Here is a 21,878-nt window from a genome sequence, read left to right on the forward strand (position 1 = left end):
CGTTTTGCGCACGGCTTTTCGGGCCGCGCGGCCGCGTCGAACGGGCCGCTCGACGTTCGCGCGCATGTCGATGCGGCAAGTGGTTCTATCGAAATTCGTTAATTGGTTCTTAGTCGCAAACCGTTTGATGCTTACACTGCTTCGCTTCGAAGGCGGCCGATCACGATGCCGACGACAGGCGCGCCGCAATGCGCCGCCGCATGCGCGGCGCACTGCAAACGCGGCCTCGCAGCTCTGCGTGGCGAACCTGTCCGAGTGGCCGCAGGCATGACGTCCGATCGACGCGCGACGCCCGCCGCGCCGCGCACGGTTCGATAACAACAAAGCCCCCGCGCCGCCTTCACGCGATGCCCGGCCATACCGGAACCGTTTTTTTGGAGGGAGACATGGAAGGAAGACAGACAGGCCTCGGAACCGGCCTGAAGCCGCGGCACGTCACGATGCTGTCGATCGCGGGCGTGATCGGCGCCGGGTTGTTCGTCGGTTCGGGGCATGCGATCGCGGAGGCCGGCCCGGCCGCGCTGATCGCCTATGCGATCGCCGGGCTGCTCGTCGTGCTCGTGATGCGCATGCTCGGCGAGATGGCGGTCGCGCAGCCGGACAGCGGCTCGTTCTCGACCTACGCCGATCGCGCGATCGGCCACTGGGCCGGCTTCACGATCGGCTGGCTGTACTGGTGGTTCTGGGTGCTCGTGATCCCGATCGAGGCGACGGCCGCGGCGACAATCCTCAACGCGTGGTTTCCCGGCGTCGCGACATGGATCTTCGCGCTCGGCATTACGTCGTTGCTCACCGTGACGAATCTTTTCTCGGTCAAGAACTACGGCGAATTCGAATTCTGGTTCGCGCTCATCAAGGTGGTCGCGATCGTCGTGTTCCTCGTGATCGGCGGCGCGGCGATCGTCGGCGTGCTGCCGGGCTCGAACGTGTCGGGCGTGGCGCGGCTCGTGAACGCGGGCGGCTTCATGCCGAACGGTGTCGGCGCGGTGCTCGCCGCGATGCTGACGACGATGTTCTCGTTCCTCGGCACCGAGATCGTCACGATTGCCGCGGCCGAATCCGAGCATCCGGAGCGCCAGATCGTCCGTGCGACGAATTCGGTGATCTGGCGCATCTCGCTTTTCTATCTCGGCTCGATCTTCGTCGTCGCGGCGCTCGTGCCGTGGAACGACGCGCTGTTGCCCGCGCACGGCTCGTATCAGCGCGCGATGGAGCTGATCGGCGTGCCGCATGCGAAGGCGATCATCGACGTGATCGTGCTGGTATCGGTCGCGAGCTGCCTGAATTCGGCGCTCTATACGGCGTCGCGGATGATCTTCTCGCTGTCGACGCGCGGCGACGCGCCCGCGCTTTTGCGCCGCACCGACGCGAGCGGCACGCCGCGCGCGGCCGTGCTAGCGTCGACCGCGTTCGGCTTCCTGACCGTGATCGCGAACTACGTGATGCCCGAGCAGGTGTTCGGTTTCCTGCTCGCGACGTCGGGCGCGATCGCGTTGCTCGTCTATCTCGTGATCGCGATTTCGCAATTGCGGATGCGCTCGACGCTCGACGCGACGGGCGAGCGCCTGCCGCTGCGGATGTGGTGCTTCCCGTGGCTCACGTGGGCGGTGATCCTGTTCATCTGCGGTGTGCTCGTCGTGATGCTGCTGCGCGACGATCACCGGATGGAAGTCGGCTCGACCGCGGTGCTCGCGCTCGCCGTCGTCGCGGCGTCGTGGATGAACCGGCGTGCGCGCGGCGGCGGCGAGCCGGCGCCCGCGGCGTCGCGAGTGTCGGCGAATTTGCGGTGAAGCGACGTCTGGCCCGGCGGCGGCGCGCCGCCACTGCCTGCGTGCCGGCCGCACTCGGCTCGACGATCTGAGTCGCGCGATGCGCGCGAATGCGAAACGCAGGCGGCGGGCGATGTCACGCGCCGCCTGCGGCCGCCGGGCCGGCGATGTGGCTAGACGTTGAACAGGAAGTTCATCACGTCGCCGTCGTGTACGACGTATTCCTTGCCTTCCGCGCGCATCTTGCCCGCTTCCTTCGCGCCTTGCTCGCCCTTGTACGCGATGAAGTCGTCATAGGCGATCGTCTGCGCACGAATGAAGCCGCGCTCGAAATCCGTGTGGATCACGCCCGCCGCCTGCGGCGCGGTATCGCCGATGTGGATCGTCCACGCGCGCACTTCCTTTACGCCCGCGGTGAAGTACGTTTGCAGGCCGAGCAGCTTGAAGCCCGCGCGGATCACGCGGTCGAGGCCCGGCTCGTCCATGCCCATGTCGGCGAGGAACGCTTCCTTGTCGGCGTCGTCGAGATCGGCGATCTCCGCCTCGATCGCCGCGCACACGGCGACGACCGGCGACTTCTCGCCGTCCGCGTACCGGCGCACCGCGTCGAGGTGCGGATTGTTCTCGAAACCGTCTTCCTTCACGTTCGCCACGTACATCGCCGGCTTCGCGGTGATCAGGCAGAACGGCTTGAGGAGCGCCTTCTCGTCGTCGGACAGATCGAGGCCGCGCACCGCCTTGCCCTGGTCGAGATGCGCGCGCGCCTTCTCGAGCACCGCGACCAGCTTCGCCGCTTCCTTGTCGTTGCCGGACTTCGCCGCCTTCGAATAGCGGGCGAGCGCCTTCTCGACGGTGCCGAGGTCGGCGAGCGCGAGCTCGGTGTTGATTACCTCGATGTCGTCGAGCGGGCTCACCTTGCCGGCGACGTGAATGACGTTCTCGTCCTCGAAGCAGCGCACGACGTGCGTGATCGCGTCGGTTTCGCGGATGTTCGCGAGGAACTGGTTGCCGAGGCCCTCGCCCTTGCTCGCGCCGGCGACGAGGCCCGCGATGTCGACGAACTCGACGACGGCCGGGACGACGCGCTCGGGCTTGATGATGTCGGCGAGCGCCTTCAGGCGCGCGTCAGGCACTTCGACGACGCCGACGTTCGGCTCGATCGTGCAGAACGGGTAGTTCTCGGCGGCGATGCCGGCCTTCGTCAGCGCGTTGAACAGGGTGGACTTGCCGACGTTGGGCAAGCCGACGATGCCGCATTTGAGGCTCATGGGTTCCTTCGGGATTCAATGGGTTGTGCGTGATGCGGGGCGCTCGTCCGCGCGCTTTGCGGGCCGCACCGGGGCCGGGCATGAGCGCCCGGCCGGACGCCCGGGCGCGGGCAAGACCTGCGTTGCCACCAAAAGCGGCAATTGTAACTCGTTCGACCGCGCATCAAGGCAACCGGCGGCTCGAGCGGCGGCGCGCGTCGGCCGGCCGATGCGAGGCCGGCGGCCGGCGGCGCGGCGACTTTGGCGCACGGAGGAACGCGCATCACGCGGGGCAACGTGGGAGGCAACCGCAAAGATGCGCTTCGAGGGAGGGCCGGCGGCGCTATCCGACGGGCGGCGGCGCCACGCGTCGGTGTCGGCATTGGCGTTGGTGCGCCGCCGGCCGCGCGTCGGCCGGCCGATGCATGCCGCGTTACGAGCGAGCCTTTGCGGCCCTTCGCGGTGCGTGCCCGGCGAGTCAGTCGGCGATTCGCCGGTCGGCTAGCGCCGCGCGGCAGTCGTCCAGCACCAGCTGCGCGAGGCGCGCGCCGTAGTTCAGATCGTCGGTGTCGATGATTTCTTCCACCGCATCGCGCGCCCACGACGCGTTGACGAAGTCCGCATGCCTCTTCGCGATGTCGAGCGCGATGAGCGAGAGCTTCGCGAGCGTCAGCCAATCGGCCTCGCGCGCGTGGCGGTCGAGCCATTTGTGCGCGGACTGGACCTGAAAGGCTGCGCCTGGCCAGCTCTCGTTCAGGTAGAAGGCGCCGAGATTTCCGACGACGAGCCAGCAGAGCAGCTCCACTCGGTCCTGTTGATTGAGATGGTGGCGCAGGTCGCTCATGGCCGGGCTCACGAAGATGGTTGAGACCTGTTTTTCCGGCGCTTTCGGGGTGATCGCGTCGTCACTGAAACGATAGCACGCGATGGGCGGAATCAGACAAGCGTTCGGTGGGGTGGAACACACATGGCGTTCGAGCGCGGCGGCTTGCGCAGGGCGGGTGCGGCGGCGCGCGACGCGTCGCATGCGGGACCGGTGCGGTGGCGGATCGGAGGGGGAGAGGGCGCTCGCTCGTGCGGCCGTTTCCGGCGGCGGGCGCGTGCGTGCGCGTCGGTGCTCGGGCATCGGCCCGGCGAGATCGCGTCGGACTCGGCGCGGCGGCGCGCCGGTTCTCGGCCGCGCGCCGAATGCGCCGGCACGCGCGGGCGTTCGCGTCGCCGCTCATGCGCGATGCGACCGGCGACGCGCGTCGCGAGCGGCGCGCCGCCGAATCGCAGCCGAATCACAGCCGAATCACAGCCGACGCCGAACGGCGCATCAATACCGGTAGTAGTAATCGCGATGATGATAGTAGCCGCCGCCTTCCGGCACCACGATGCATCCTCCGAGCACGCTGCCCAGCACGACGGCGAGGGCGGCGAGAGCCGCGATCCGTTTCATCGACATCTCCTGTTGTTGCGTCGGCTCACTGTAGCGGCGGCCCGCATGACAAGCGGTGTGCGTTTGTAAGGAAACGTGTGACGCGTAATGCGCGCTCCCGATAGCGTGCGGCGGCGAGCGCGCGCCGGTTACATCGCCGCGCACGTGCGGCGCGCTAGCCGCGGCGCGCGGCGTTCGTCCTTACGTGAAAACCCGCGGCGAACGATCGCCGCGGAACCGGTCCGGCGCGTGCGTCGCCGTGTCGCGTGCCCTGATTCACCGCAAATTCCCCGAGCGAAACGGCCTGGCCCTCCCGGCTATAATGCCCGCCATGACTGCCTACCATCAGACCTTCGACGTCGCCGTCGTCGGCGGCGGCCTCGTCGGCAAGACGGCCGCGCTCGCGCTGACGCAGGCGGGCCACAAGACCGCGCTGCTCGCGCAGCCGGCCGCTCCGCGTCCCGCCGATCTCGCGTTCGACTCGCGCATCTACGCGCTGTCGGCGAGCTCGCAGGCGCTTCTCGAGCGGCTGCGCGTGTGGCAGGCGCTCGACCACGGCCGGCTCGCGCCCGTCTACGACATGCGCGTGTACGGTGACGCGCACGCCGAGCTGCATTTCTCCGCGTTCCAGGCGGCGGTGTCGCAACTCGCGTGGATCGGCGAATCGTCGCTGATCGAATGCGCGCTCGACGCCGCGCTGCGCTTCCAGCCGAACCTCACGTGGTTCGACGCGCGCGCGCAGGGCTTCGACGTGAAGCCGGACGCCGCCACGCTCGCGCTCGCGAACGGCGACGTGATCGAGTGCGATCTCGTCGTCGGCGCGGACGGCGCGCATTCGTGGGTGCGCTCGCAGATCGGCTCGAAGGTCGAGCGGCGCGACTATCGGCAGACGGGCGTCGTCGCGAACTTCAAGGCCGCGCACCCGCATCGCGAGACCGCATACCAATGGTTCCGCGACGGCGAGATCATTGCGTTGCTGCCGCTGCCGGACGGCCACGTGTCGCTCGTCTGGTCCGCGAACACGGCGCACGCCGACGAGCTGCTCGCGCTCGATCCCGCGAAGCTCGCGGCCGAGGTCGAGCGCGTGACGATGAGCCGCCTCGGCGCGCTCGAGTGCGTGACGCCCGCGAAGGGCTTCCCCCTCGCGCTGCAGACGGTGGACCGGCTGATCGCGCCGCGCGTCGCGCTCGTCGGCGACGCCGCGCACCTGATTCACCCGCTCGCGGGCCAGGGGATGAACCTCGGGCTGCGCGACGTCGCCGCGCTCGCGGACACGCTCGCGAATCGCGAAGCGTTCCGCGATCTCGGCGACACCGTGCTGCTGCGCCGCTACGAGCGTGCGCGGCGCGAGGACATTCGCGCGCTGATGATCGCGACCGACGGCCTGCAGCGGCTCTTCTCGCTGCCGGGCGCGGTTGCGCGCATCGTGCGCAACACGGGGATGGCGCTCGTCGGCGCGCAGCCGCTCGTCAAGCGCTGGCTGGTCGCGTCGGCGCTCGGCTGACGGACCGGCGCGTCCGGCGAACCTTCGCGCGGCGCGGCGGTCCGACTCTGCTTGACCACGGTCGTACACTGTGACGGTGCACGCACGCTTTGAAGGATGATTTGCATGAAAAAGACAATTCGTATCGCCGCGCTCGCGCTGGCCGCCGCGACGGCGACGCTCGGCTGCACCGCGCAGGCCGATCAATCCACCGACAAGCTGAAGGCAGCGCTGCAGTCGCGCCTCGGCGCCGACGCCCCGATCAAGAGCGTGACGAAATCGCCGATCGCGGGCTTGTACGAAGTCAATCTCGGTTCGCAGATCGTCTACAGCGACGCATCGGGCGACTACGTGCTGCTCGGCGAGCTCGTCAACACGAAGACGCACAAGAACCTGACGGCCGAGCGCCTCGCCGAAATCAACAAGATCGATTTCGCGAGCCTGCCGCTTTCGAATGCGATCAAGGTCGTGAAGGGCAACGGCGCGCGCAAGATCGCGGTGTTCTCCGATCCGAACTGCCCGTACTGCAAGAAGCTCGAGACGACGCTGCAGTCGGTCGACAACGTGACCGTCTACACGTTCCTGTACCCGGTGTTGTCGCCCGATTCGACTGTGAAGTCGAAGTCGATCTGGTGCGCGAGCGACCGTGTGAAGACGTGGCAGGCATGGATGCTCGAGCATCGCACGCCCGCGGTGGCGGCGGGCTGCGACACGACCGCGCTCGACAAGAATCTCGCGCTCGGCCGCGGGATGAACGTGACGGGCACGCCGACCGTGTTCCTCGCCGACGGCAGCCGCCTGCCGGGCGCCGTGTCCGCAGACGAACTGAATCAGGCGCTCGCCGGCGTCAAGTGACGCGGCATTTCTCGCATCGCGAAGGAGGCGTCGGCGCTCGGCCGGCGCCTCTTTTCGTATCCGTTCCCGCTTGCCCCGACCGATTCCGACGATGAAGCCGATTCGCTACACGATCGTTCCGAAAGACCCCGCCGCCCACCTGTTCGAAGTGACGCTCACGCTCGCCGATCCCGATCCGGCCGGGCAGCGCTTCTCGCTGCCCGTTTGGATTCCGGGCAGCTACATGGTGCGCGAGTTCGCGCGCAACATCGTGACGCTGCGCGCGTTCAACGAAGCGGGCCGCAAGCTGCGGATCGGCAAGCTCGACAAGCAGACCTGGCAGGCCGCGCCGACGTCCGGATCGATCACGCTGCGCTACGACGTCTACGCGTGGGATCTGTCGGTGCGCGCCGCGCATCTCGACGATACGGGCGGCTTCTTCAACGGCACGAGCGTGTTCCTCGCGCCGCTCGGCCATGAAGACGCGCCGTGCGAGGTGACGATCGAGCGCCCGGCGGGCGACGCGTACCGGCGCTGGCGCGTCGCGACCGCGCTGCCGCAGGCGCACGGCACGAAGCGCTACGGCTTCGGCGCGTACCGCGCGGAGAACTACGACGAGCTGATCGATCATCCCGTCACGCTCGGCGAATTCGCGCTCGCGACGTTCGAGGCGCACGGCGTGCCGCACGACGTCGCGATCGCGGGCCGCGTGACGGGCCTCGATCTCGAACGGCTCGCGGCCGACCTGAAACGCGTGTGCGAAGCGCAGATCGCGCTCTTCGAGCCGAAGACGAAGCGCGCGCCGATGTCCCGCTACGTATTCATGACGCAGGCGGTGAGCGACGGATACGGCGGGCTCGAGCATCGCGCGTCGACGGCGCTCATCTGCAGTCGCGCCGATTTGCCGGTGAAGGGGCGTCCGGAGAAAACGGAAGGCTATCGAACGTATCTCGGCCTGTGCAGCCACGAGTACTTTCATACGTGGAACGTGAAGCGGATCAAGCCGGCCGCGTTCGCGCCGTACGATCTGTCCGGCGAGAGCTACACGTCGCTGCTGTGGCTCTTCGAAGGCTTCACGTCGTACTACGACGACCTGATGCTCGTGCGCAGCGGCCTCATTTCGCAGAGCGACTACTTCGCGCTCGTCGGCCGCACGATCGCGGGCGTGCAGCGCGGCGCCGGCCGGCTCAAGCAGAGCGTCGCCGAAAGCTCGTTCGATGCGTGGATCAAGTATTACCGGCAGGACGAGAACGCGACGAACGCGATCGTCAGCTACTACACGAAGGGCTCGCTCGTCGCGCTCGCGTTCGATCTCGCGATTCGCGCGCAGACTCGCCATCGCAAGTCGCTCGACGACGTGATGCGGCTGCTCTGGCAGCGCTTTGGGCGCGACTTCTACCACGGCAGGCCGCACGGCGTCGGCGAGGACGACGTGAAGGCGCTGATCGCCGAAGCGACGGGCGTCGATCTCGGCCGCTTGTTCGACGATGCGGTGTCCGGCACGCGCGACCTGCCGCTCGCCGAGCTGCTGGAGCCGTTCGGCGTGACGCTCGCGCCCGACACGGGCGCGAACGGCTCGGCCGATGCGCGCCCGTTGCCGACGCTCGGCGCGCGCACGCGAGGCGGCGCGGAATGCACGCTCGCGGCCGTGTACGAAGGCGGCGCCGCGCATCGCGCGGGGCTGTCGGCGGGCGACGCGCTGGTCGCGGTCGACGGGCTGCGCGTGACGGGCTCGAACCTCGACGCGCTGCTTGCGCGCTACCGGCCCGGCGACAAGGTCGAGATCCACGCGTTCCGGCGCGACGAGCTGCGCGCCGCACAGCTCAAGCTCGACGGCCCCGAAATCGCGCGCTACAAGCTGACCGCCCAGCCGAAGCCCGCCGCGACGCGCGCGCATCGCGACGCATGGCTCGGGCTGCCGGCGGCGCGCGACCGGCGATAGGCGCACTGAACCGGGCGCGGATTGTTTCGCTATTGCAACAATCCGTCACCCGGCCGCCGCTTTTTCGCGGCGGCGGCAATCCGCACAATGGCGTCACTCGCGCTGCACTTGGCGCAAACCAAACCCACGGAGCCCGACATGACGACCATTCTTCAGATCAATTCCGCCGCCCGCTCGCAAGGCGCCCAGTCGACTTTGCTCGCCGACGAACTGACGGCCAAGCTGCAACGCAGCAACCCCGGCGCGACCGTCAAGGTCCGCAACCTGCTTGCCGACGCGCTGCCGCACCTCGACGACGCAGTCCTCGGCGCGTTCTTCACGCCGGCCGATCAGCGCACCGCCGAGCAGAACGCGATCGTCGCGAAGAGCGACACGCTGATCGACGAACTGAATTCGGCCGACGTGATCGTGATCGGCGCGCCGATGTACAACTTCGGCGTGTCGTCGCAGCTGAAGACGTATTTCGACTGGATCGCCCGCGCGGGCGTGACGTTCCGCTACACGGCGCAAGGTCCGGAAGGGCTGATCAAGGGCAAGAAGGTGTATGTGGTGTCGGCGCGCGGCGGCAAGCACGTCGGCATGCCGACCGACAGCCAGACGCCGTTCCTGAAGACGTTCCTCGGCTTCATCGGCATGTCCGACGTGACGTTCGTCTACGCGGAAGGTCTCGCGCTCGGGCCGGATGCGGCGACTGCGGCGCTCGCGAGCGCGCGCGAGGTGATCGCCGCGGTTTGAGCGTCCTCGCTCGATCGCCGAAAAAAACGCCGCGGACCGGAAGGTTCGCGGCGTTTTTGCTCGTGCCGACGAAGGCCGGATAGCGGGCGCATCGCGGCGCGGCGTATGTTCGCGCGCGGCGTGAACGAATCGTCGCGTATGGCGGCTTGCGTGCAAGCCGTCGAGCGGCGGCGCGACGGTTGACGAAGGGCCGGCGGCGGGAGGGGCGGGCGGCATCGAATCCGGTATCGCGGTGAATGGTGAAGCGCGGCGCGTCGGATCATCAGCGCGTCGGCACGTCGCCGTCGCGCCTGCATCGAATCCGGCCGACGCCGCGCACGGGCTGGCGCGCGTCGGGCCTTTCCTTCGCCGGCGCTCCGGACGAAGCGGAATGCGCAACGCGAGCTTCGATGCTCAAGCGAGCGTCTCGGCCTCGTCCGGCAGCCGCCAGTCGATCGGCTCGCGTCCGTGCCGCGTCAGGTAATCGTTCGCGAGCGCGAAATGGCGGCAGCCGAGGAAGCCGCGATGCGCGGACAGCGGCGACGGATGCGGCGCCTCGAGCACGCAATGCTCGCGCGCGTCGAAGAGCGCGCGCTTCGCCTGCGCGTGCGCGCCCCACAGCATGAACACCAAGTGGCGATGCCGCGTTGCGAGCTCGTGGATCAGCGTGTCGGTGCACTTTTCCCAGCCGCGCTTCGCATGGCTCGCGGCCGACGAGCGCTCGACCGTCAGCACCGTGTTCAGCAGCAGCACGCCCTGGCGCGCCCACGAGTCGAGGCAGCCGTGGCGGGGCGTGTCGTAGCCGAAGTCGGCCGAGATTTCCTTGAAGATGTTGCGCAGCGACGGCGGCGGCCGCACGCCGGGCGGCACCGAGAACGCGAGCCCATGCGCCTGCGCAATCCCGCGATCCTCGCCGTGATACGGGTCCTGGCCGAGGATCACGACCTTCACGTCGTCCGGGTGCGTGAGCCGCAGCGCGCGGAACACGTCGGCCGGATAGACGGCTTTGCCCGCCGCGCGCTCGCCGTCGACGAAGCCGCAGAGCGGCGCGTACGCGTCGCTCGCGATGAACGGCTCGAGAATCGCGCGCCAGTCGGGCGGCAGCGCGTCGAATTGCGATTCGAGGGGCGACGCGCAGGCGCCGTCGTTCGCCGGGGGCGGAGCAGGTACGGCGGGTTCGTCGAATAGTGAGGATTGTCGCATCGGGCGGGGGGGCGAGGTCTTTTTGGTCATGCGGGGAGCAGGGCGGTCAGTCGGCGCGCAGATCGCCGCCGCGCAGCCGGTAGCCGCGCTGCGCCTTGCTCAGGTTGTCCGGCGCGACGTCGGACACCGCGGCGGCGACCGCTTCGGCGAGCGACGTCAGCGCGGCCGCGTCGCCTTCGACGAGCTCGAGCTCGATCTCGCAAATCGGCTCGCGCCGCACGTCGCCGTTCACTTGCGCGACGATCTCGCCGCGATCGAGCGCGGCCTCGATCGTCGCGCCCGCGTGCTCGATGTGCCACAGCGTGCGCGAGAAATCGGTACGAAAGAGCGCGATCAAATGCGGCGCGGCGGCGCGCAGCGCGTCGGCCGCGCTCGCGACGTCGCACGCGGCGCAGAGCGCGTCGATCTCGAGCGCCTCGCCCGCGACGGGCATCTCCCACTCATGGCGGCGATGCAGCCCGCCGACGGCCGCGCCGACCGTCTTGAAGGTCTGCAGCCAGCCTTGCGGCGCGAGCCGCAGCCGCAGCGCGCTCTTCGCACGCGCGAGCGCGAGCGCCGGCGTGTCGAAGTAGACGTTCACGAGCGTGATCTCGCGGCCCGGCGCGCCGGCGCGCGCGTCGAGGAAGCGCCGCGCCGCGTCCACCTGCGCGGCGGGCAGCGCGAGCTTGATCTCCTGTTCGATCGCCATCGTGCGCCGCGCTCAGAAAAACATGCGCGCGAGCTCCGCGCCCGGATTCTCGGCGCGCATGAACGCCTCGCCGACGAGGAACGTGTGCACGCCCGCCGCCTCCATCCGCTCGACGTCCGCGCGCGACAGGATGCCCGATTCGGTGACGACGATCCGGTCGCCGGGAATCGCGTCGAGCATGCCGAGCGTCGTATCGATCGTCGTCTCGAACGTGCGCAGGTTGCGGTTGTTGATGCCGATGAGCGGCGTCTTCAGCGTGAGCGCTTCGTTCAGCTCGTCGCGGTTGTGCACTTCGACGAGCACGGCGAGGCCGAGCGAATGCGCGTACGCCTCGAGATCCTGCATCAGCGGCGTGTCGAGCGCGGCGGCGATCAGCAGGATCGCGTCCGCGCCCATCGCGCGCGCTTCGAGCACCTGATACGCATCGACGATGAAGTCCTTGCGCAGCACGGGCAGGCTGCACGCGGCGCGCGCCTCTTCGAGATAGCGCGCGCTGCCCTGGAAGAACTGCTCGTCGGTGAGCACCGACAGGCAAGCGGCGCCGTGCGCGGCGTACGCGCGCGCGATGTCGGCCGGCACGAAGTGCTCGCGCAGCACGCCTTTCGACGGGCTCGCCTTCTTCACTTCGGCGATGACGGCCGCGCGCCCCGCCGCGTGCTTGTCGCGCAACGCGCCGACGAAGTCGCGCGAATCGCGCGCCGACGCCTGCAGCTTCAGTTCTTCGAGCGGCGCGCTCTTGAGCGCGGCGGCGATCTCTTCGCGCTTGACCGCGATGATTTTGTCGAGGATGTCGCTCATGGGTGTCCTGCGTGCTTGATACGGATTCGGTTGAGGCGCCAGGCGCCGGATCAGCGCTTGAACTGCTGCGTGAAGCGCACGAGCGCGTCGACCTTCTCGCGCGCGCGGCCGCTCGCGATCGCTTCGCGCGCGAGCTGGATGCCGTCGGCGATCGAGCCCGAGACGTTCGCCGAATAGAGCGCGGTGCCCGCGTTCAGCGTGACGATCTCGCGCGCGACGCCCGGCTTGTTGCCGAGCGCCTCGAGCAGCATCGCGCGGGACTCTTCGGCGTTCTCGACCTTCAGCGTGCGGTTCGACACCATCTGCATCCCGAAGTCCTCCGGGTGGATCTCGTACTCGCGCACTTCGCCGTCGCGCAGCTCGCCGACGAGCGTCGCCGCGCCGAGCGACACTTCGTCCATCCCGTCCTTGCCGTAGACGACGAGCACGTGCTGCGCGCCGAGGCGCTGCATCACGCGCACCTGGATGCCGACGAGATCCGGATGGAACACGCCCATCAGCTGGTTAGGCGCGCCGGCCGGATTCGTGAGCGGCCCGAGGATGTTGAAGATCGTCCGCACGCCGAGCTCGCGGCGCACGGGCGCGATGTTGCGCATCGCCGGATGATGGTTCGGCGCGAACATGAAGCCCATGCCGGTTTCGGCGATCGACGCGGCCACCTCGTCGGGCTGCAGATCGATGTTCACGCCGAGCGCCTCGAGCACGTCGGCGCTGCCGGACTTGCTCGACACGCCGCGGTTGCCGTGCTTGGCGACCTTCGCGCCCGCCGCCGCCGCGACGAACATCGTCGCGGTCGAGATGTTGAACGTGTGTGAGCCGTCGCCGCCCGTGCCGACGATGTCGACGAAATTCGCGTTGTCCGCGACCTCGACGTGGCGCGCGAACTCGCGCATCACGGCCGCGGCGGCGGCGATCTCGCCGATCGTCTCCTTCTTCACGCGCAGGCCGGTGATGATCGCGGCCGACATCACGGGCGACATGTCGCCGCGCATGATGAGCCGCATCAGGTGCAGCATTTCGTCGTGGAAGATCTCGCGATGCTCGATCGTGCGCTGCAGCGCTTCCTGGGGAGTGATCGTCATGATTCGGTCCGCCGTCGTCAGGCTGAATGAGCGGCCGCTTGCCGCGCCTCTTTCAGGAAATTCTCGAGGAGCGCGTGGCCGTGCTCCGACAGGATCGATTCCGGGTGGAACTGGACGCCTTCGATGGGCAGCGTCTTGTGGCGCACGCCCATGATCTCGCCGTCGTCGGTCCACGCCGAGATCTCCAGGCAATCGGGCAGCGATTCGCGCTCGATCGCAAGCGAATGATAGCGGGTCACGTCGAAGTGCTTCGGCAAGTCGGCGAACACGCCGCGGCCGTCGGTCTCGATCCGGCTCACCTTGCCGTGCATGATCGTCTTCGCGCGCACGACGCGGCCGCCGAACGCCTCGCCGATCGCCTGATGGCCGAGACACACGCCGAGGATCGGCTTCTTGCCGGCGAATTCGCGCAGCACGTCGAGCGTGATGCCCGCGTGCTGCGGGTTGCTCGGGCCGGGCGACAGGCAGATCGAAGCGGGGTTCAGGCGCGTGATCTCGTCGAGCGTGATTTCGTCGTTGCGATAGGTGCGCACGTCTTCGCCGAGCTCGCCGAAGTACTGAACCAGGTTGTAGGTGAACGAATCGTAGTTGTCGATCATGAGCAGCATGGTCAGTCTCCGGTCAGAAGTCGGAATCGAGGCCGTCTTGCACCTGTTCGGCCGCGCGCAGCACCGCGCGCGCCTTGTTCTCGGTCTCCTGCCATTCGGATTCGGGCACCGAGTCGGCGACGACACCCGCCGCCGCCTGCACGTACAGATTGCCGTTGTGGATGAGGCCCGTGCGGATCGCGATCGCGAGATCCATCTCGCCCGAGAACGACAGATAGCCGACCGCGCCGCCGTAGAGCCCGCGCTTGACCGGCTCGAGCTCGTCGATCAGCTCCATCGCGCGCACCTTCGGCGCGCCGGACAGCGTGCCCGCCGGGAACGTCGCGCGCAGCACGTCGTAGTTCGTCATGCCGGGCTTCAGCTTGCCTTCGACCGAACTCACGATGTGCTGCACGTGCGAGTACTTCTCGATCACCATCTTGTCGGTCACACGGACCGAGCCGATCTGGGCGATGCGGCCGACATCGTTGCGCGCGAGGTCGATCAGCATCACGTGCTCGGCGATTTCCTTCGGATCGCCGAGCAGCTCGGTCGCAAGCGCCGCGTCGCGCTCGGGCGTGTTGCCGCGCGGGCGCGTGCCGGCGAGCGGGCGAATCGTGACGATCTGGTCGTCGCCGCGCTTTTCCTGGCGCACGAGGATCTCGGGCGACGCGCCGACGACGTGGAATTCGCCGAAGTTGTAGTAATACATATAGGGCGACGGGTTCAGCGAGCGCAGCGCGCGGTACAGCGACAGCGGATTGTCGCGATACGGCTTCGTCAGGCGCTGGCCGACCTGAATCTGCATCAGCTCGCCCGCCGCGATGTATTCCTTCGCCTGGCGCACGGCGGCCAGATAGTCTTCCTTCTTGAACTCGCGATAGATCTCGGTGCGCACGCTTGCCGACGTGACGGGCGGCACGACGCTCGCGCGCAGCCGGTGCTTGAGCTCGCGCAGCCGCTGCTTCGCCTTCGTGTACGCCTCGGGCTTCGTCGGATCGGCATAGACGATCAGGTAGAGCTTGCCGGCGAGATTGTCGATGACGGCGACTTCCTCGGTCAGCAGCAGTTGGATGTCGGGCAGGCCGAGATCGTCGCGAGGCGCGGTGTGCGCGAGCTTCTTCTCGATGTAGCGCACCGCGTCGTAGCCGAAATAGCCGGCGAGGCCGCCGCAGAAGCGCGGCAGGCCGGGGCGCTGCGCGACCTTGAAGCGGCTCTGGAATGTCGCGATGAACGCGAACGGATCGCCTTCATGCGTTTCGGCGACTTGCCCGTCCGTCACGACTTCCGACACACCGTTCTTCGTGCGCACGAGCGTATGCGCGGGCAGGCCGATGAACGAGTAGCGCCCGAAGCGCTCGCCGCCCACGACCGATTCGAGCAGGAAAGAGTTGGCGCCGCCGCGTTCGGGCTGCGCGAGCTTCAGATACAGCGAAAGCGGCGTCTCGAGGTCGGCCAGCGCTTCGGCGATGAGCGGAATGCGGTTGTAGCCCTCGTTGGCGAGCGATTGGAATTCGAGTTCAGTCATGTTCCGGTCCTGTCGTCGGGACGATCGGCGCGGCGCGCCGGGAATCGCGTGGCGCTGCGCTCGCGCCCGGGGCGCCGCCCCTCGCGGGGCGGGTCGGACGAACCGGCGGATGCTGTGCCTGGCGATCGTGCGCCGCGTGCCGGCGTCAGCCCGAACGCAAAGCGTTCGACGGCGGCAACACCGGCAAGTTGGACGACGATCGGGGCGCGGACGCGCAGCGAAACAAAAAACGGGGCTGAAGGCGAGCTTCAGCGTACCTCATCGAGGTTGGCGCGACCAGCGACGCCAGGGCCAGGCTCCCCGGTCGATGCTGCTCAGACTCCGTTTTCTGTTCAGAAACATGCGGATGGAAGAAAAAGTCAGACGGCTGATTTTGCCGAATTGTGCGCGATGACGACCTGCGCGGCGGCGAAAAGCGAATCGACTATACCATCCGATTCGATCGTTTGTATAGCGTTGCCATGGTTGTAGCCGTACGGCACGGTGAGCGTCGCCATGCCGGCCGCGCGGCCCGCGAGCGCGTCGTTCTCCGAATCGCCGATCGCGACCGTCGCGCGCGGCGCGACGCCGAGCGCGACGCACGCGGCGAGCATCGGCGCCGGGTCGGGCTTCTTGCGCGGCGCGCTGTCGCCGCCGAACACCGCGCCGAAGTAGTCGCGCAGGCCGTACTGAGCGAGCAGCTCGACCGCGAACCGGTGCGGCTTGTTCGTCACGCATGCGAGCTTGACGCCCGCGTCGCGCATCGCGTGCAAGCCTGCCTCGACGTCCGGGTAGAGCCGCGTGTGGCGGCCGTTGATTTTCGCGTATTCGGCCTGGTAGAGCGCGAGCGCCTCGTCGAAGCGCGCTTTCGCCTCGTCTTCCGAAAAACGCGGCGTCAGCACGCGCTGGATCAGGTTCTCCGAGCCTTTGCCGACGTAGCGCATCACCTCCTCGCGCGTCGTTTCTTGCGCGTCGAGCTGCGCGAGCATCGCGTTCAGGCCGGCCGTGAAATCGTCTGCGGTATCGACCATCGTGCCGTCGAGGTCGATGAGCGCCGCGTCGATGCGCGGCGCGCCGAAAAGGGGCGTCGTCGTCATCGTGCTCACGCGCGCTTGACGGTCGCGAGCGCGTCGCGCATTTCGCCGATCACCTGACGATAGTCGGGCTTGCCGAAGATCGCCGAGCCCGCGACGAACGTGTCGGCACCCGCCGCGGCGATTTCGGCGATGTTGTCGGCCTTCACGCCGCCGTCGACTTCCAGATGGATCTCGCGGCCCGTCCGCGCGGTGTACGCGTCGATTCGCGCGCGGGCGTCGCGCAGCTTGTTGAGCGCCTCGGGAATGAACGACTGGCCGCCGAAGCCCGGGTTCACCGACATGATGAGCACGAGGTCGACGCGGTCCATCACGTGGTCGAGATAGTTGAGCGGCGTCGCCGGATTGAACACGAGGCCCGCCTTGCAGCCGTGATCGCGGATCAGGCTGAGCGTGCGGTCGACGTGATCCGACGCTTCCGGATGAAAGCTGATCAGGTTCGCGCCCGCCTTCGCGAAATCCGGCACGATCCGGTCGACCGGGCGCACCATCAGGTGCACGTCGATCGGCACCTGCACGTGCGGACGGATCGCCTCGCAGACGAGCGGGCCGATCGTGAGGTTCGGCACGTAGTGGTTGTCCATGACGTCGAAGTGGATCCAGTCGGCGCCGGCGGCGACCACGTTGCGGACTTCTTCGCCGAGCCGCGCGAAGTCGGCCGACAGAATGCTGGGGGCGATGCGGAATTGCGTCATGAGCGGAAAGCGCGTGGGGAGCGTTGCGATACGAAAAACGTCATTCTACCGCCGCGGCGCGCGCCGCCCGGTTGCGGGCCGCGGCCTCATCAAGCAGAATGCCGAACCAAAGCGGCGCGTCGGCCGCACGGGGCGGGCGCCTCGGCGTCGGCTGCGGCGGGCGACCTCGACGGGACCATCATGAGCCAGTATCGATTCAGCGTGTCGGTGAAGACCAGCTACCTGCCGGAACAATCCGACCCCGAGAACCGTCAATACGCATTCGCGTACACGCTGACGATCCGAAACACGGGCCAGGTCGCGGCGCAGCTGATCGCGCGGCACTGGATCATCACGGACAGCGAGAACCAGGTTCAGGAGGTCAAGGGGCTCGGCGTCGTCGGCCACCAGCCGCTGCTGCAGCCGGGCGAGCAGTTCGAGTACACGAGTTGGGCCGTGATCGCGACGCCGGTGGGCACGATGCGCGGCGCGTATTTCTGCGTCGCGGAGGACGGCGAGCGCTTCGAGGCGCCCGTCGACGAATTCGCGCTGCACATGCCGCGCACGCTGCATTGAGCGTGCGGCATCGCGGGGTCGCGGGGAATTCAAAGGCGTTTTCAGCGCTGGGGCTTGTCGTGCCGGCCGGGCTGCTTCTTCTTGCCCGAAGCCGTCCAGACGACGATGAAGACGAGCAGGGCGAGCGCCAGCAAAGATTCCAGCGCGAAGATGAGCATCGGGTATTGGTCGAGCAGATCGGACATGGCGGTTTCCATCATCAACGGACATTGTATGGGTTTTAGCCGGCGGCTTGCCGGGTGGGCGGCGGCCGTCGCGGCCGCGGCGCTCCTCGCCGCGTGCGGCGGCACGCCGCTGCGGCAGGCCTCGCGGCCCGCGGGTGCCGCGATCGTACCAGGGCAGATCGCGGCTGCGCGGCTCACGCCCGTCGCGTGGCAGCAGGTGCCGGGCTGGCAGGACGACAGCCTGATCGGCGCGACGATCGCGCTGCGCGAGAACTGCGCGCGCCTCGCGCGGCAGGCGAACTGGCAGCGCGCGTGCGCGGCGGCCGCGCGGATCGACGATCTCGACGTGGGCAGCGCCCGCAGCTTCTTCGAGACGTATTTCACGCCGTTCCAGTTCGCGAACAACGACGGCACGCTCGACGGCCTCGTGACCGGCTACTACGAGCCGCTGCTGCACGGCTCGCGGGTGCGGCGCGGCCCGTATCAGTACGCGCTCTACCGCTGGCCCGCGGGCTATCGCGCGGGCGCGTCGATGCCGGCGCGGGCGCCACTCGTGCGCTCGGGCGCGCTCAGCGGCAACGAGCTCGTGTGGGTCGACGATCCGATCGAGGCGTTCTTCCTGCAGGTGCAGGGTTCGGGCCGGATCGTTCTCGACGACGGCTCGGTGATGCGGGTCGGCTACGGCGGCACCAACAACCAGCCGTACCGTTCGATCGGCAAGTGGCTGCTCGACCGCGGCGAGCTCGGCGCAGGGCAGGCGACGATGCAGGGGATCAAGGCGTGGGCGCGCGCGAATCCGTCGCGGGTCGACGCGCTGCTCGACACGAATCCGCGCTTCGTGTTCTTCCGCGAGATGCCGTCGCAGGAAGACGTGCCGCACGGCGGCGCGGACGGCCCGGTCGGCGCGCTTGGCGTGCCGCTCACGCCGGAGCGCTCGATCGCGGTCGATCCGTCGTCGATTCCGCTCGGCACGCCGGTGTTCCTGCAAACGACGCGTCCGATGACGAATGCGCCGCTCAATCGCCTCGTGTTCGCGCAGGACGTCGGGACGGCGATCAAGGGCGGCGTGCGCGCCGACTACTTCTGGGGGCTCGGCGACGATGCGGGCGATCAGGCCGGCCGGATGAAGCAGACCGGACGGATGTGGTTGCTCTTTCCGAATTCATGATCCGAACTTGATCCGGGCGCGAGCGTGCGGGCGGTGAGCGTCGATTCGTCTCGCGCGGCCGCTGGCCGCGTGGGCGTGCGATCTCATGATCGCGTCGCGCAAACGTTGCGTTCGGGCATTGCGTTCGGGCATTGCGTTCGGTAGGCGCCGGATTGCGCAGGTAGGCCCCCAAATTGCGCACTGCGTTTGCCCGCTCGCCGGGCGGCGCGGCATGCATTGCTTTGTGCGTCCGGCGATGCGGGTGCAAGCCGCGCGAACGGCGCGCGACGGACGGCAGCGCCACGCTTGGAGGCCCGCCCCGCCGTCGCACACGATCGTCACGGCCGCCGCTTGTCGACCACCCGCCGCGCCTTGCCGACAGAGCGCTCGATGCCGTTGACGGGCAGCACGTTGACGATCGCCGTCACGCCGATCAACGATTTGATGTCGTGCGCGAGCGCCTTGCGCGCGGCGTCGATCATGGCCGCGTCCGGCGCGGTCTCGGGGCAGGGCTCGACGTTGAGCGTGAGCACGTCGAGCGGCCCGTCCTTCGTCAAGATCACTTGATAGTGCGGCGCGAGCGCGCGCTGCTTCAACAGCTGTTCCTCGAGCTGAGTCGGAAACACGTTTACGCCGCGCACGATCATCATGTCGTCAGAGCGGCCGGTGATCTTTTCCATCCGGCGCATCGTGCGCGCGGTGCCGGGCAGCAGGCGCGTGAGGTCACGGGTCCGGTACCGGACGATCGGCATCGCCTCCTTCGTGAGCGACGTGAACACGAGCTCGCCGAACTCGCCGTCCGGCAGCACTTCGCCCGTGTCGGGGTCGATGATTTCGGGGTAGAAGTGGTCTTCCCAGATCGTCGGACCGTCCTTCGTTTCGACGCATTCCGACGCGACGCCCGGGCCGATCACTTCGGAGAGCCCATAGATGTCGACTGCGTCGATGCCCATGCGCTTCTCGATCGCGGCGCGCATGTCGTTGGTCCACGGCTCCGCGCCGAAGATGCCGATTCGCAGCGAGCACCGAGCCGGATCGAGGTGCTGGCGCTCCATCTCGTCGGCGATCGACAACATGTAGCTCGGCGTCACCATGATGATGTCGGGCCGAAAGTCCTGGATCAACTGCACCTGCTTTTCCGTCTGCCCGCCGCCGAACGGAATCACTGTGAGTCCGGCCCGCTCCGCGCCGTAATGTGCGCCGAGCCCGCCCGTGAAAAGGCCGTAGCCGTAGCTCACGTGAACCTTGTCGCCCGGCCGTGCGCCCGCCGCGCGAATCGAGCGGGCGACGAGATTGGCCCACGTATCGATGTCGTGCGCCGTGTAGCCGACCACGGTCGGCTTGCCCGTCGTGCCCGACGAAGCGTGAATGCGCGAGATGCGTTGTTGCGGCACGGCGAACATGCCGAACGGGTAGTTGTCGCGGAGGTCGTTTTTCGTCGTGAACGGAAAACGGCTCAGATCCGCGAGCGTTTTCAGATCGTTCGGATAAACGCCCGCCTCGTCGAACTTGCGCCGGTAGACCGGCGAATGCTCATACGCATGCGCGAGCGACCATTTCAAGCGTTCGAGCTGAAGCGCGAGCAGTTCGTCGCGGCTCGCTCGTTCGATCGGCTCGAGCGGAAGCGAGGTTGCCATGATGTCTCCAATATATTTATGTGGGCTGCGTGGACGCTAATGGTCTGCAGGGATCACCGTCCCTTTGATTTGAGTCGATTTGCCGCGGAACATCGCGACGGGCTCTCCCGCCCGGTTCGTCACGCGGATATCGTAGATGCCGTGCCGGCCGTTCAGTGTCTGCTCCGTCGCCTCGGCGGTGAGCACGTCGCCGCATGCGACCGGCCGGAGGAATTCGATCGAGCAGCCGGCCGCGACCGTATTGATGTTGTACGAGTTGCACGCGAACGCGAACGCCGAATCCGCGAGCGCGAAGATGAGCCCGCCGTGGCAGATCTGGTGACCGTTCAGAAAATCGGGGCGCACCGGCATGCGCAAGCGAGCATAGCCCGGCCGCACTTCGAGCAGCTCCATGCCGAGCTCGCGGCTGCACGCGTCTGCTGTATACATCGCTTCCGCGGTCGCGCGGGCGAGCGCTTCGGCGGAGCGTTCGGCGGCGGCCGATGGGGTGTGCGCAGCCATCTCAGCGCCCCTCGAAGCGAGGCGCGCGCTTTTCGATGAACGCGCGCACGCCTTCCGCGTAGTCGTACGATTGCCCGAGCTCGCGCTGAAGATCGCGTTCGAGATCGAGCTGCTGGTCGAGCGTGTTGGTGATGCCCGCGCGCATCGCCTGCTTGATCGCGGCGATCGCGCGCGTCGGCTGTTGTGCGAGTTGTCGGGCGAGCTGGGTGGCGGTGCCTGGCAGCTCGGCGTCGTCGACGACGCGCCACACGAGCCCCCAGCGCTCGGCCTGCTCGGCGCCGAGCTTGTCGCCCGTCAGCGCGAGGCCCAGCGCGCGGGCGAAGCCGACGCGTTGTGGCAGGAGCCACGTGCCGCCCGAATCGGGAACCAGGCCGATTTTCACGAACGACTGGATGAAGCTGCTCGATTTCGCCGCGATGACGATGTCGCATGCGAACGCGAGATTGGCGCCCGCGCCCGCCGCGGTGCCGTTCACGGCGGCGATGACGGGCAGCGGCAGCGCTTGCAGGCGGCGAACGAGCGGATTGAAGTGCTCTTCGATCATCGTGCCGAGGTCGGTCGTCGCACCCGGCGTGAAATCGAGGTCGGCGAGATCCTGGCCCGCGCAGAAGCCGCGCCCCGCGCCCGTGAGAATCAGTGCGCGCGCGTTCGCGGCCTGCACGTCGCCGAGCGCCGATTGCAGCTCGCGATGCATGTCGCGCGTGAAGCTGTTGAGCTTGTCGGGGCGATCGAGCGTGATCGTCGCAACGTGTGTCGCCTGATCGATTTTGATGCGAATCGCTTGGTAGGACATCGGCTGTCTCCTTATGTT

At 68.0% G+C, this 21,878-nt stretch carries 23 protein-coding genes; 7 read left to right on the plus strand and 16 right to left on the minus strand.

Features of this window, described 5'->3' with window-relative positions:
* Window positions 1-386: 386 nt before the first annotated feature.
* Entirely contained in the window at window positions 387-1,790 is a 1,404-nt protein-coding gene (gabP, locus tag WT60_RS03030) for a GABA permease (RefSeq protein ID WP_038746491.1), read from the plus strand.
* Between the two features lie 152 nt (window positions 1,791-1,942).
* Here gabP and ychF read toward each other — a convergent pair whose 3' ends face one another.
* From ychF to WT60_RS35545, 3 genes are all read right to left on the minus strand, one after another.
* Window positions 1,943-3,037 (minus strand): redox-regulated ATPase YchF, encoded by a 1,095-nt coding sequence (gene ychF / locus WT60_RS03035; RefSeq protein ID WP_038746494.1) that lies wholly within the window; start codon window positions 3,035-3,037, stop codon window positions 1,943-1,945.
* A 457-nt stretch (window positions 3,038-3,494) separates the two neighbouring features.
* Window positions 3,495-3,860: a hypothetical protein gene (locus tag WT60_RS03040; protein ID WP_038746496.1), complete on the minus strand. Its 366-nt coding sequence runs from the start codon at window positions 3,858-3,860 to the stop codon at window positions 3,495-3,497.
* Window positions 3,861-4,334: 474 nt separating this feature from the next.
* Window positions 4,335-4,457: a hypothetical protein gene (locus WT60_RS35545; protein ID WP_081989481.1), complete on the minus strand. Its 123-nt coding sequence runs from the start codon at window positions 4,455-4,457 to the stop codon at window positions 4,335-4,337.
* Window positions 4,458-4,758: 301 nt separating this feature from the next.
* Here WT60_RS35545 and WT60_RS03055 point away from each other — a divergent pair, with 301 nt between their 5' ends.
* The 4 genes from WT60_RS03055 (at window position 4,759) to WT60_RS03070 (ending at window position 9,430) form a co-directional block, all read left to right on the plus strand.
* Window positions 4,759-5,940 carry a UbiH/UbiF family hydroxylase gene (locus WT60_RS03055; protein ID WP_038746501.1) on the plus strand — a complete coding sequence of 394 codons (1,182 nt, stop codon included), beginning with the start codon at window positions 4,759-4,761 and terminating at the stop codon, window positions 5,938-5,940.
* Window positions 5,941-6,045: 105 nt separating this feature from the next.
* Window positions 6,046-6,774, plus strand: a complete 729-nt coding sequence (locus WT60_RS03060; protein WP_038746504.1) for a DsbC family protein — start codon at window positions 6,046-6,048, stop codon at window positions 6,772-6,774.
* Window positions 6,775-6,865: 91 nt separating this feature from the next.
* Window positions 6,866-8,695, plus strand: coding sequence for a PDZ domain-containing protein (locus WT60_RS03065; RefSeq protein ID WP_059581558.1), 1,830 nt, complete (start codon window positions 6,866-6,868; stop codon window positions 8,693-8,695).
* Between the two features lie 138 nt (window positions 8,696-8,833).
* Window positions 8,834-9,430 (plus strand): NAD(P)H-dependent oxidoreductase, encoded by a 597-nt coding sequence (locus WT60_RS03070; protein WP_059581671.1) that lies wholly within the window; start codon window positions 8,834-8,836, stop codon window positions 9,428-9,430.
* Window positions 9,431-9,823: 393 nt separating this feature from the next.
* Here WT60_RS03070 and WT60_RS03075 read toward each other — a convergent pair whose 3' ends face one another.
* The 9 genes from WT60_RS03075 to WT60_RS35025 all read right to left on the minus strand — a co-directional run bounded on the left by WT60_RS03075 (window position 9,824) and on the right by WT60_RS35025 (window position 17,318).
* On the minus strand, window positions 9,824-10,612 hold the full coding sequence (locus WT60_RS03075) for a uracil-DNA glycosylase (RefSeq protein WP_059581554.1): 789 nt from the start codon (window positions 10,610-10,612) through the stop codon (window positions 9,824-9,826).
* A gap of 46 nt (window positions 10,613-10,658) precedes the next feature.
* Window positions 10,659-11,300, minus strand: coding sequence for a CYTH domain-containing protein (locus tag WT60_RS03080; RefSeq protein WP_059642409.1), 642 nt, complete (start codon window positions 11,298-11,300; stop codon window positions 10,659-10,661).
* A 12-nt stretch (window positions 11,301-11,312) separates the two neighbouring features.
* Complete coding sequence (trpC, locus tag WT60_RS03085) at window positions 11,313-12,098, minus strand: indole-3-glycerol phosphate synthase TrpC (protein ID WP_038746513.1); 786 nt, start codon at window positions 12,096-12,098, stop codon at window positions 11,313-11,315.
* 50 nt (window positions 12,099-12,148) lie between these two features.
* Entirely contained in the window at window positions 12,149-13,180 is a 1,032-nt protein-coding gene (gene trpD, locus WT60_RS03090; RefSeq protein WP_059581548.1) for an anthranilate phosphoribosyltransferase, read from the minus strand.
* A 17-nt stretch (window positions 13,181-13,197) separates the two neighbouring features.
* Window positions 13,198-13,788, minus strand: coding sequence for an aminodeoxychorismate/anthranilate synthase component II (locus WT60_RS03095; RefSeq protein WP_038746520.1), 591 nt, complete (start codon window positions 13,786-13,788; stop codon window positions 13,198-13,200).
* A 13-nt stretch (window positions 13,789-13,801) separates the two neighbouring features.
* Entirely contained in the window at window positions 13,802-15,295 is a 1,494-nt protein-coding gene (gene trpE, locus WT60_RS03100; RefSeq protein ID WP_038746522.1) for an anthranilate synthase component I, read from the minus strand.
* 359 nt (window positions 15,296-15,654) lie between these two features.
* Window positions 15,655-16,371 (minus strand): phosphoglycolate phosphatase, encoded by a 717-nt coding sequence (locus WT60_RS03110; RefSeq protein WP_038746555.1) that lies wholly within the window; start codon window positions 16,369-16,371, stop codon window positions 15,655-15,657.
* A 5-nt stretch (window positions 16,372-16,376) separates the two neighbouring features.
* Window positions 16,377-17,063: a ribulose-phosphate 3-epimerase gene (rpe, locus tag WT60_RS03115; RefSeq protein WP_038746524.1), complete on the minus strand. Its 687-nt coding sequence runs from the start codon at window positions 17,061-17,063 to the stop codon at window positions 16,377-16,379.
* Between the two features lie 45 nt (window positions 17,064-17,108).
* The gene (locus WT60_RS35025) at window positions 17,109-17,318 is read right to left on the minus strand and encodes a hypothetical protein (RefSeq protein ID WP_081989475.1); all 210 of its coding nucleotides are present in this window, start codon (window positions 17,316-17,318) and stop codon (window positions 17,109-17,111) included.
* Between WT60_RS35025 and apaG the strand changes: the two genes are divergently transcribed.
* On the plus strand, window positions 17,244-17,618 hold the full coding sequence (gene apaG, locus WT60_RS03125) for a Co2+/Mg2+ efflux protein ApaG (protein ID WP_038746527.1): 375 nt from the start codon (window positions 17,244-17,246) through the stop codon (window positions 17,616-17,618). The two genes, WT60_RS35025 and apaG, sit on opposite strands and share 75 nt — an antisense overlap.
* 41 nt (window positions 17,619-17,659) lie before the next feature.
* Here the strand turns inward: apaG and WT60_RS35030 are convergent, their stop codons facing one another.
* On the minus strand, window positions 17,660-17,803 hold the full coding sequence (locus tag WT60_RS35030) for a hypothetical protein (protein ID WP_038746530.1): 144 nt from the start codon (window positions 17,801-17,803) through the stop codon (window positions 17,660-17,662).
* A gap of 28 nt (window positions 17,804-17,831) precedes the next feature.
* On the opposite strand from WT60_RS35030, the gene WT60_RS03135 reads away from it, so the two are divergent.
* Window positions 17,832-18,950 carry an MltA domain-containing protein gene (locus WT60_RS03135; RefSeq protein ID WP_052145048.1) on the plus strand — a complete coding sequence of 373 codons (1,119 nt, stop codon included), beginning with the start codon at window positions 17,832-17,834 and terminating at the stop codon, window positions 18,948-18,950.
* Between the two features lie 317 nt (window positions 18,951-19,267).
* On the opposite strand, the gene paaK is transcribed toward WT60_RS03135, so the two are convergent.
* The 3 genes from paaK to paaG form a co-directional block, all read right to left on the minus strand.
* Window positions 19,268-20,566 (minus strand): phenylacetate--CoA ligase PaaK, encoded by a 1,299-nt coding sequence (gene paaK, locus WT60_RS03140; protein ID WP_060355127.1) that lies wholly within the window; start codon window positions 20,564-20,566, stop codon window positions 19,268-19,270.
* A 36-nt stretch (window positions 20,567-20,602) separates the two neighbouring features.
* Window positions 20,603-20,995 (minus strand): hydroxyphenylacetyl-CoA thioesterase PaaI, encoded by a 393-nt coding sequence (paaI, locus tag WT60_RS03145; RefSeq protein ID WP_081989482.1) that lies wholly within the window; start codon window positions 20,993-20,995, stop codon window positions 20,603-20,605.
* Window positions 20,996-21,068: 73 nt separating this feature from the next.
* Entirely contained in the window at window positions 21,069-21,860 is a 792-nt protein-coding gene (gene paaG, locus WT60_RS03150) for a 2-(1,2-epoxy-1,2-dihydrophenyl)acetyl-CoA isomerase PaaG (RefSeq protein ID WP_060355126.1), read from the minus strand.
* Window positions 21,861-21,878 lie beyond the last annotated feature (18 nt).

This window comes from Burkholderia sp. MSMB617WGS (assembly GCF_001532025.2).
GTDB classification, from domain to species: domain Bacteria; phylum Pseudomonadota; class Gammaproteobacteria; order Burkholderiales; family Burkholderiaceae; genus Burkholderia; species Burkholderia savannae.

What these genes read in the sequence shown, in the direction of transcription:
- WT60_RS03075 (WP_059581554.1), bottom strand. Translation starts at nt 10,612, where the DNA reads ATGCGACAATCCTCACTATTCGACGAACCCGCCGTACCTGCTCCGCCC.
- trpC (WP_038746513.1), bottom strand. Translation starts at nt 12,098, where the DNA reads ATGAGCGACATCCTCGACAAAATCATCGCGGTCAAGCGCGAAGAGATC.
- WT60_RS03060 (WP_038746504.1), top strand. Translation starts at nt 6,046, where the DNA reads ATGAAAAAGACAATTCGTATCGCCGCGCTCGCGCTGGCCGCCGCGACG.
- WT60_RS35545 (WP_081989481.1), bottom strand. Translation starts at nt 4,457, where the DNA reads ATGAAACGGATCGCGGCTCTCGCCGCCCTCGCCGTCGTGCTGGGCAGC.
- WT60_RS03135 (WP_052145048.1), top strand. Translation starts at nt 17,832, where the DNA reads ATGGGTTTTAGCCGGCGGCTTGCCGGGTGGGCGGCGGCCGTCGCGGCC.
- ychF (WP_038746494.1), bottom strand. Translation starts at nt 3,037, where the DNA reads ATGAGCCTCAAATGCGGCATCGTCGGCTTGCCCAACGTCGGCAAGTCC.
- WT60_RS03065 (WP_059581558.1), top strand. Translation starts at nt 6,866, where the DNA reads ATGAAGCCGATTCGCTACACGATCGTTCCGAAAGACCCCGCCGCCCAC.
- WT60_RS03095 (WP_038746520.1), bottom strand. Translation starts at nt 13,788, where the DNA reads ATGCTGCTCATGATCGACAACTACGATTCGTTCACCTACAACCTGGTT.
- paaK (WP_060355127.1), bottom strand. Translation starts at nt 20,566, where the DNA reads ATGGCAACCTCGCTTCCGCTCGAGCCGATCGAACGAGCGAGCCGCGAC.
- rpe (WP_038746524.1), bottom strand. Translation starts at nt 17,063, where the DNA reads ATGACGCAATTCCGCATCGCCCCCAGCATTCTGTCGGCCGACTTCGCG.
- WT60_RS35030 (WP_038746530.1), bottom strand. Translation starts at nt 17,803, where the DNA reads ATGTCCGATCTGCTCGACCAATACCCGATGCTCATCTTCGCGCTGGAA.
- WT60_RS03040 (WP_038746496.1), bottom strand. Translation starts at nt 3,860, where the DNA reads ATGAGCGACCTGCGCCACCATCTCAATCAACAGGACCGAGTGGAGCTG.
- trpE (WP_038746522.1), bottom strand. Translation starts at nt 15,295, where the DNA reads ATGACTGAACTCGAATTCCAATCGCTCGCCAACGAGGGCTACAACCGC.
- apaG (WP_038746527.1), top strand. Translation starts at nt 17,244, where the DNA reads ATGAGCCAGTATCGATTCAGCGTGTCGGTGAAGACCAGCTACCTGCCG.
- WT60_RS03070 (WP_059581671.1), top strand. Translation starts at nt 8,834, where the DNA reads ATGACGACCATTCTTCAGATCAATTCCGCCGCCCGCTCGCAAGGCGCC.
- WT60_RS03055 (WP_038746501.1), top strand. Translation starts at nt 4,759, where the DNA reads ATGCCCGCCATGACTGCCTACCATCAGACCTTCGACGTCGCCGTCGTC.
- WT60_RS03110 (WP_038746555.1), bottom strand. Translation starts at nt 16,371, where the DNA reads ATGACGACGACGCCCCTTTTCGGCGCGCCGCGCATCGACGCGGCGCTC.
- paaI (WP_081989482.1), bottom strand. Translation starts at nt 20,995, where the DNA reads ATGTATACAGCAGACGCGTGCAGCCGCGAGCTCGGCATGGAGCTGCTC.
- trpD (WP_059581548.1), bottom strand. Translation starts at nt 13,180, where the DNA reads ATGACGATCACTCCCCAGGAAGCGCTGCAGCGCACGATCGAGCATCGC.
- gabP (WP_038746491.1), top strand. Translation starts at nt 387, where the DNA reads ATGGAAGGAAGACAGACAGGCCTCGGAACCGGCCTGAAGCCGCGGCAC.
- paaG (WP_060355126.1), bottom strand. Translation starts at nt 21,860, where the DNA reads ATGTCCTACCAAGCGATTCGCATCAAAATCGATCAGGCGACACACGTT.
- WT60_RS03080 (WP_059642409.1), bottom strand. Translation starts at nt 11,300, where the DNA reads ATGGCGATCGAACAGGAGATCAAGCTCGCGCTGCCCGCCGCGCAGGTG.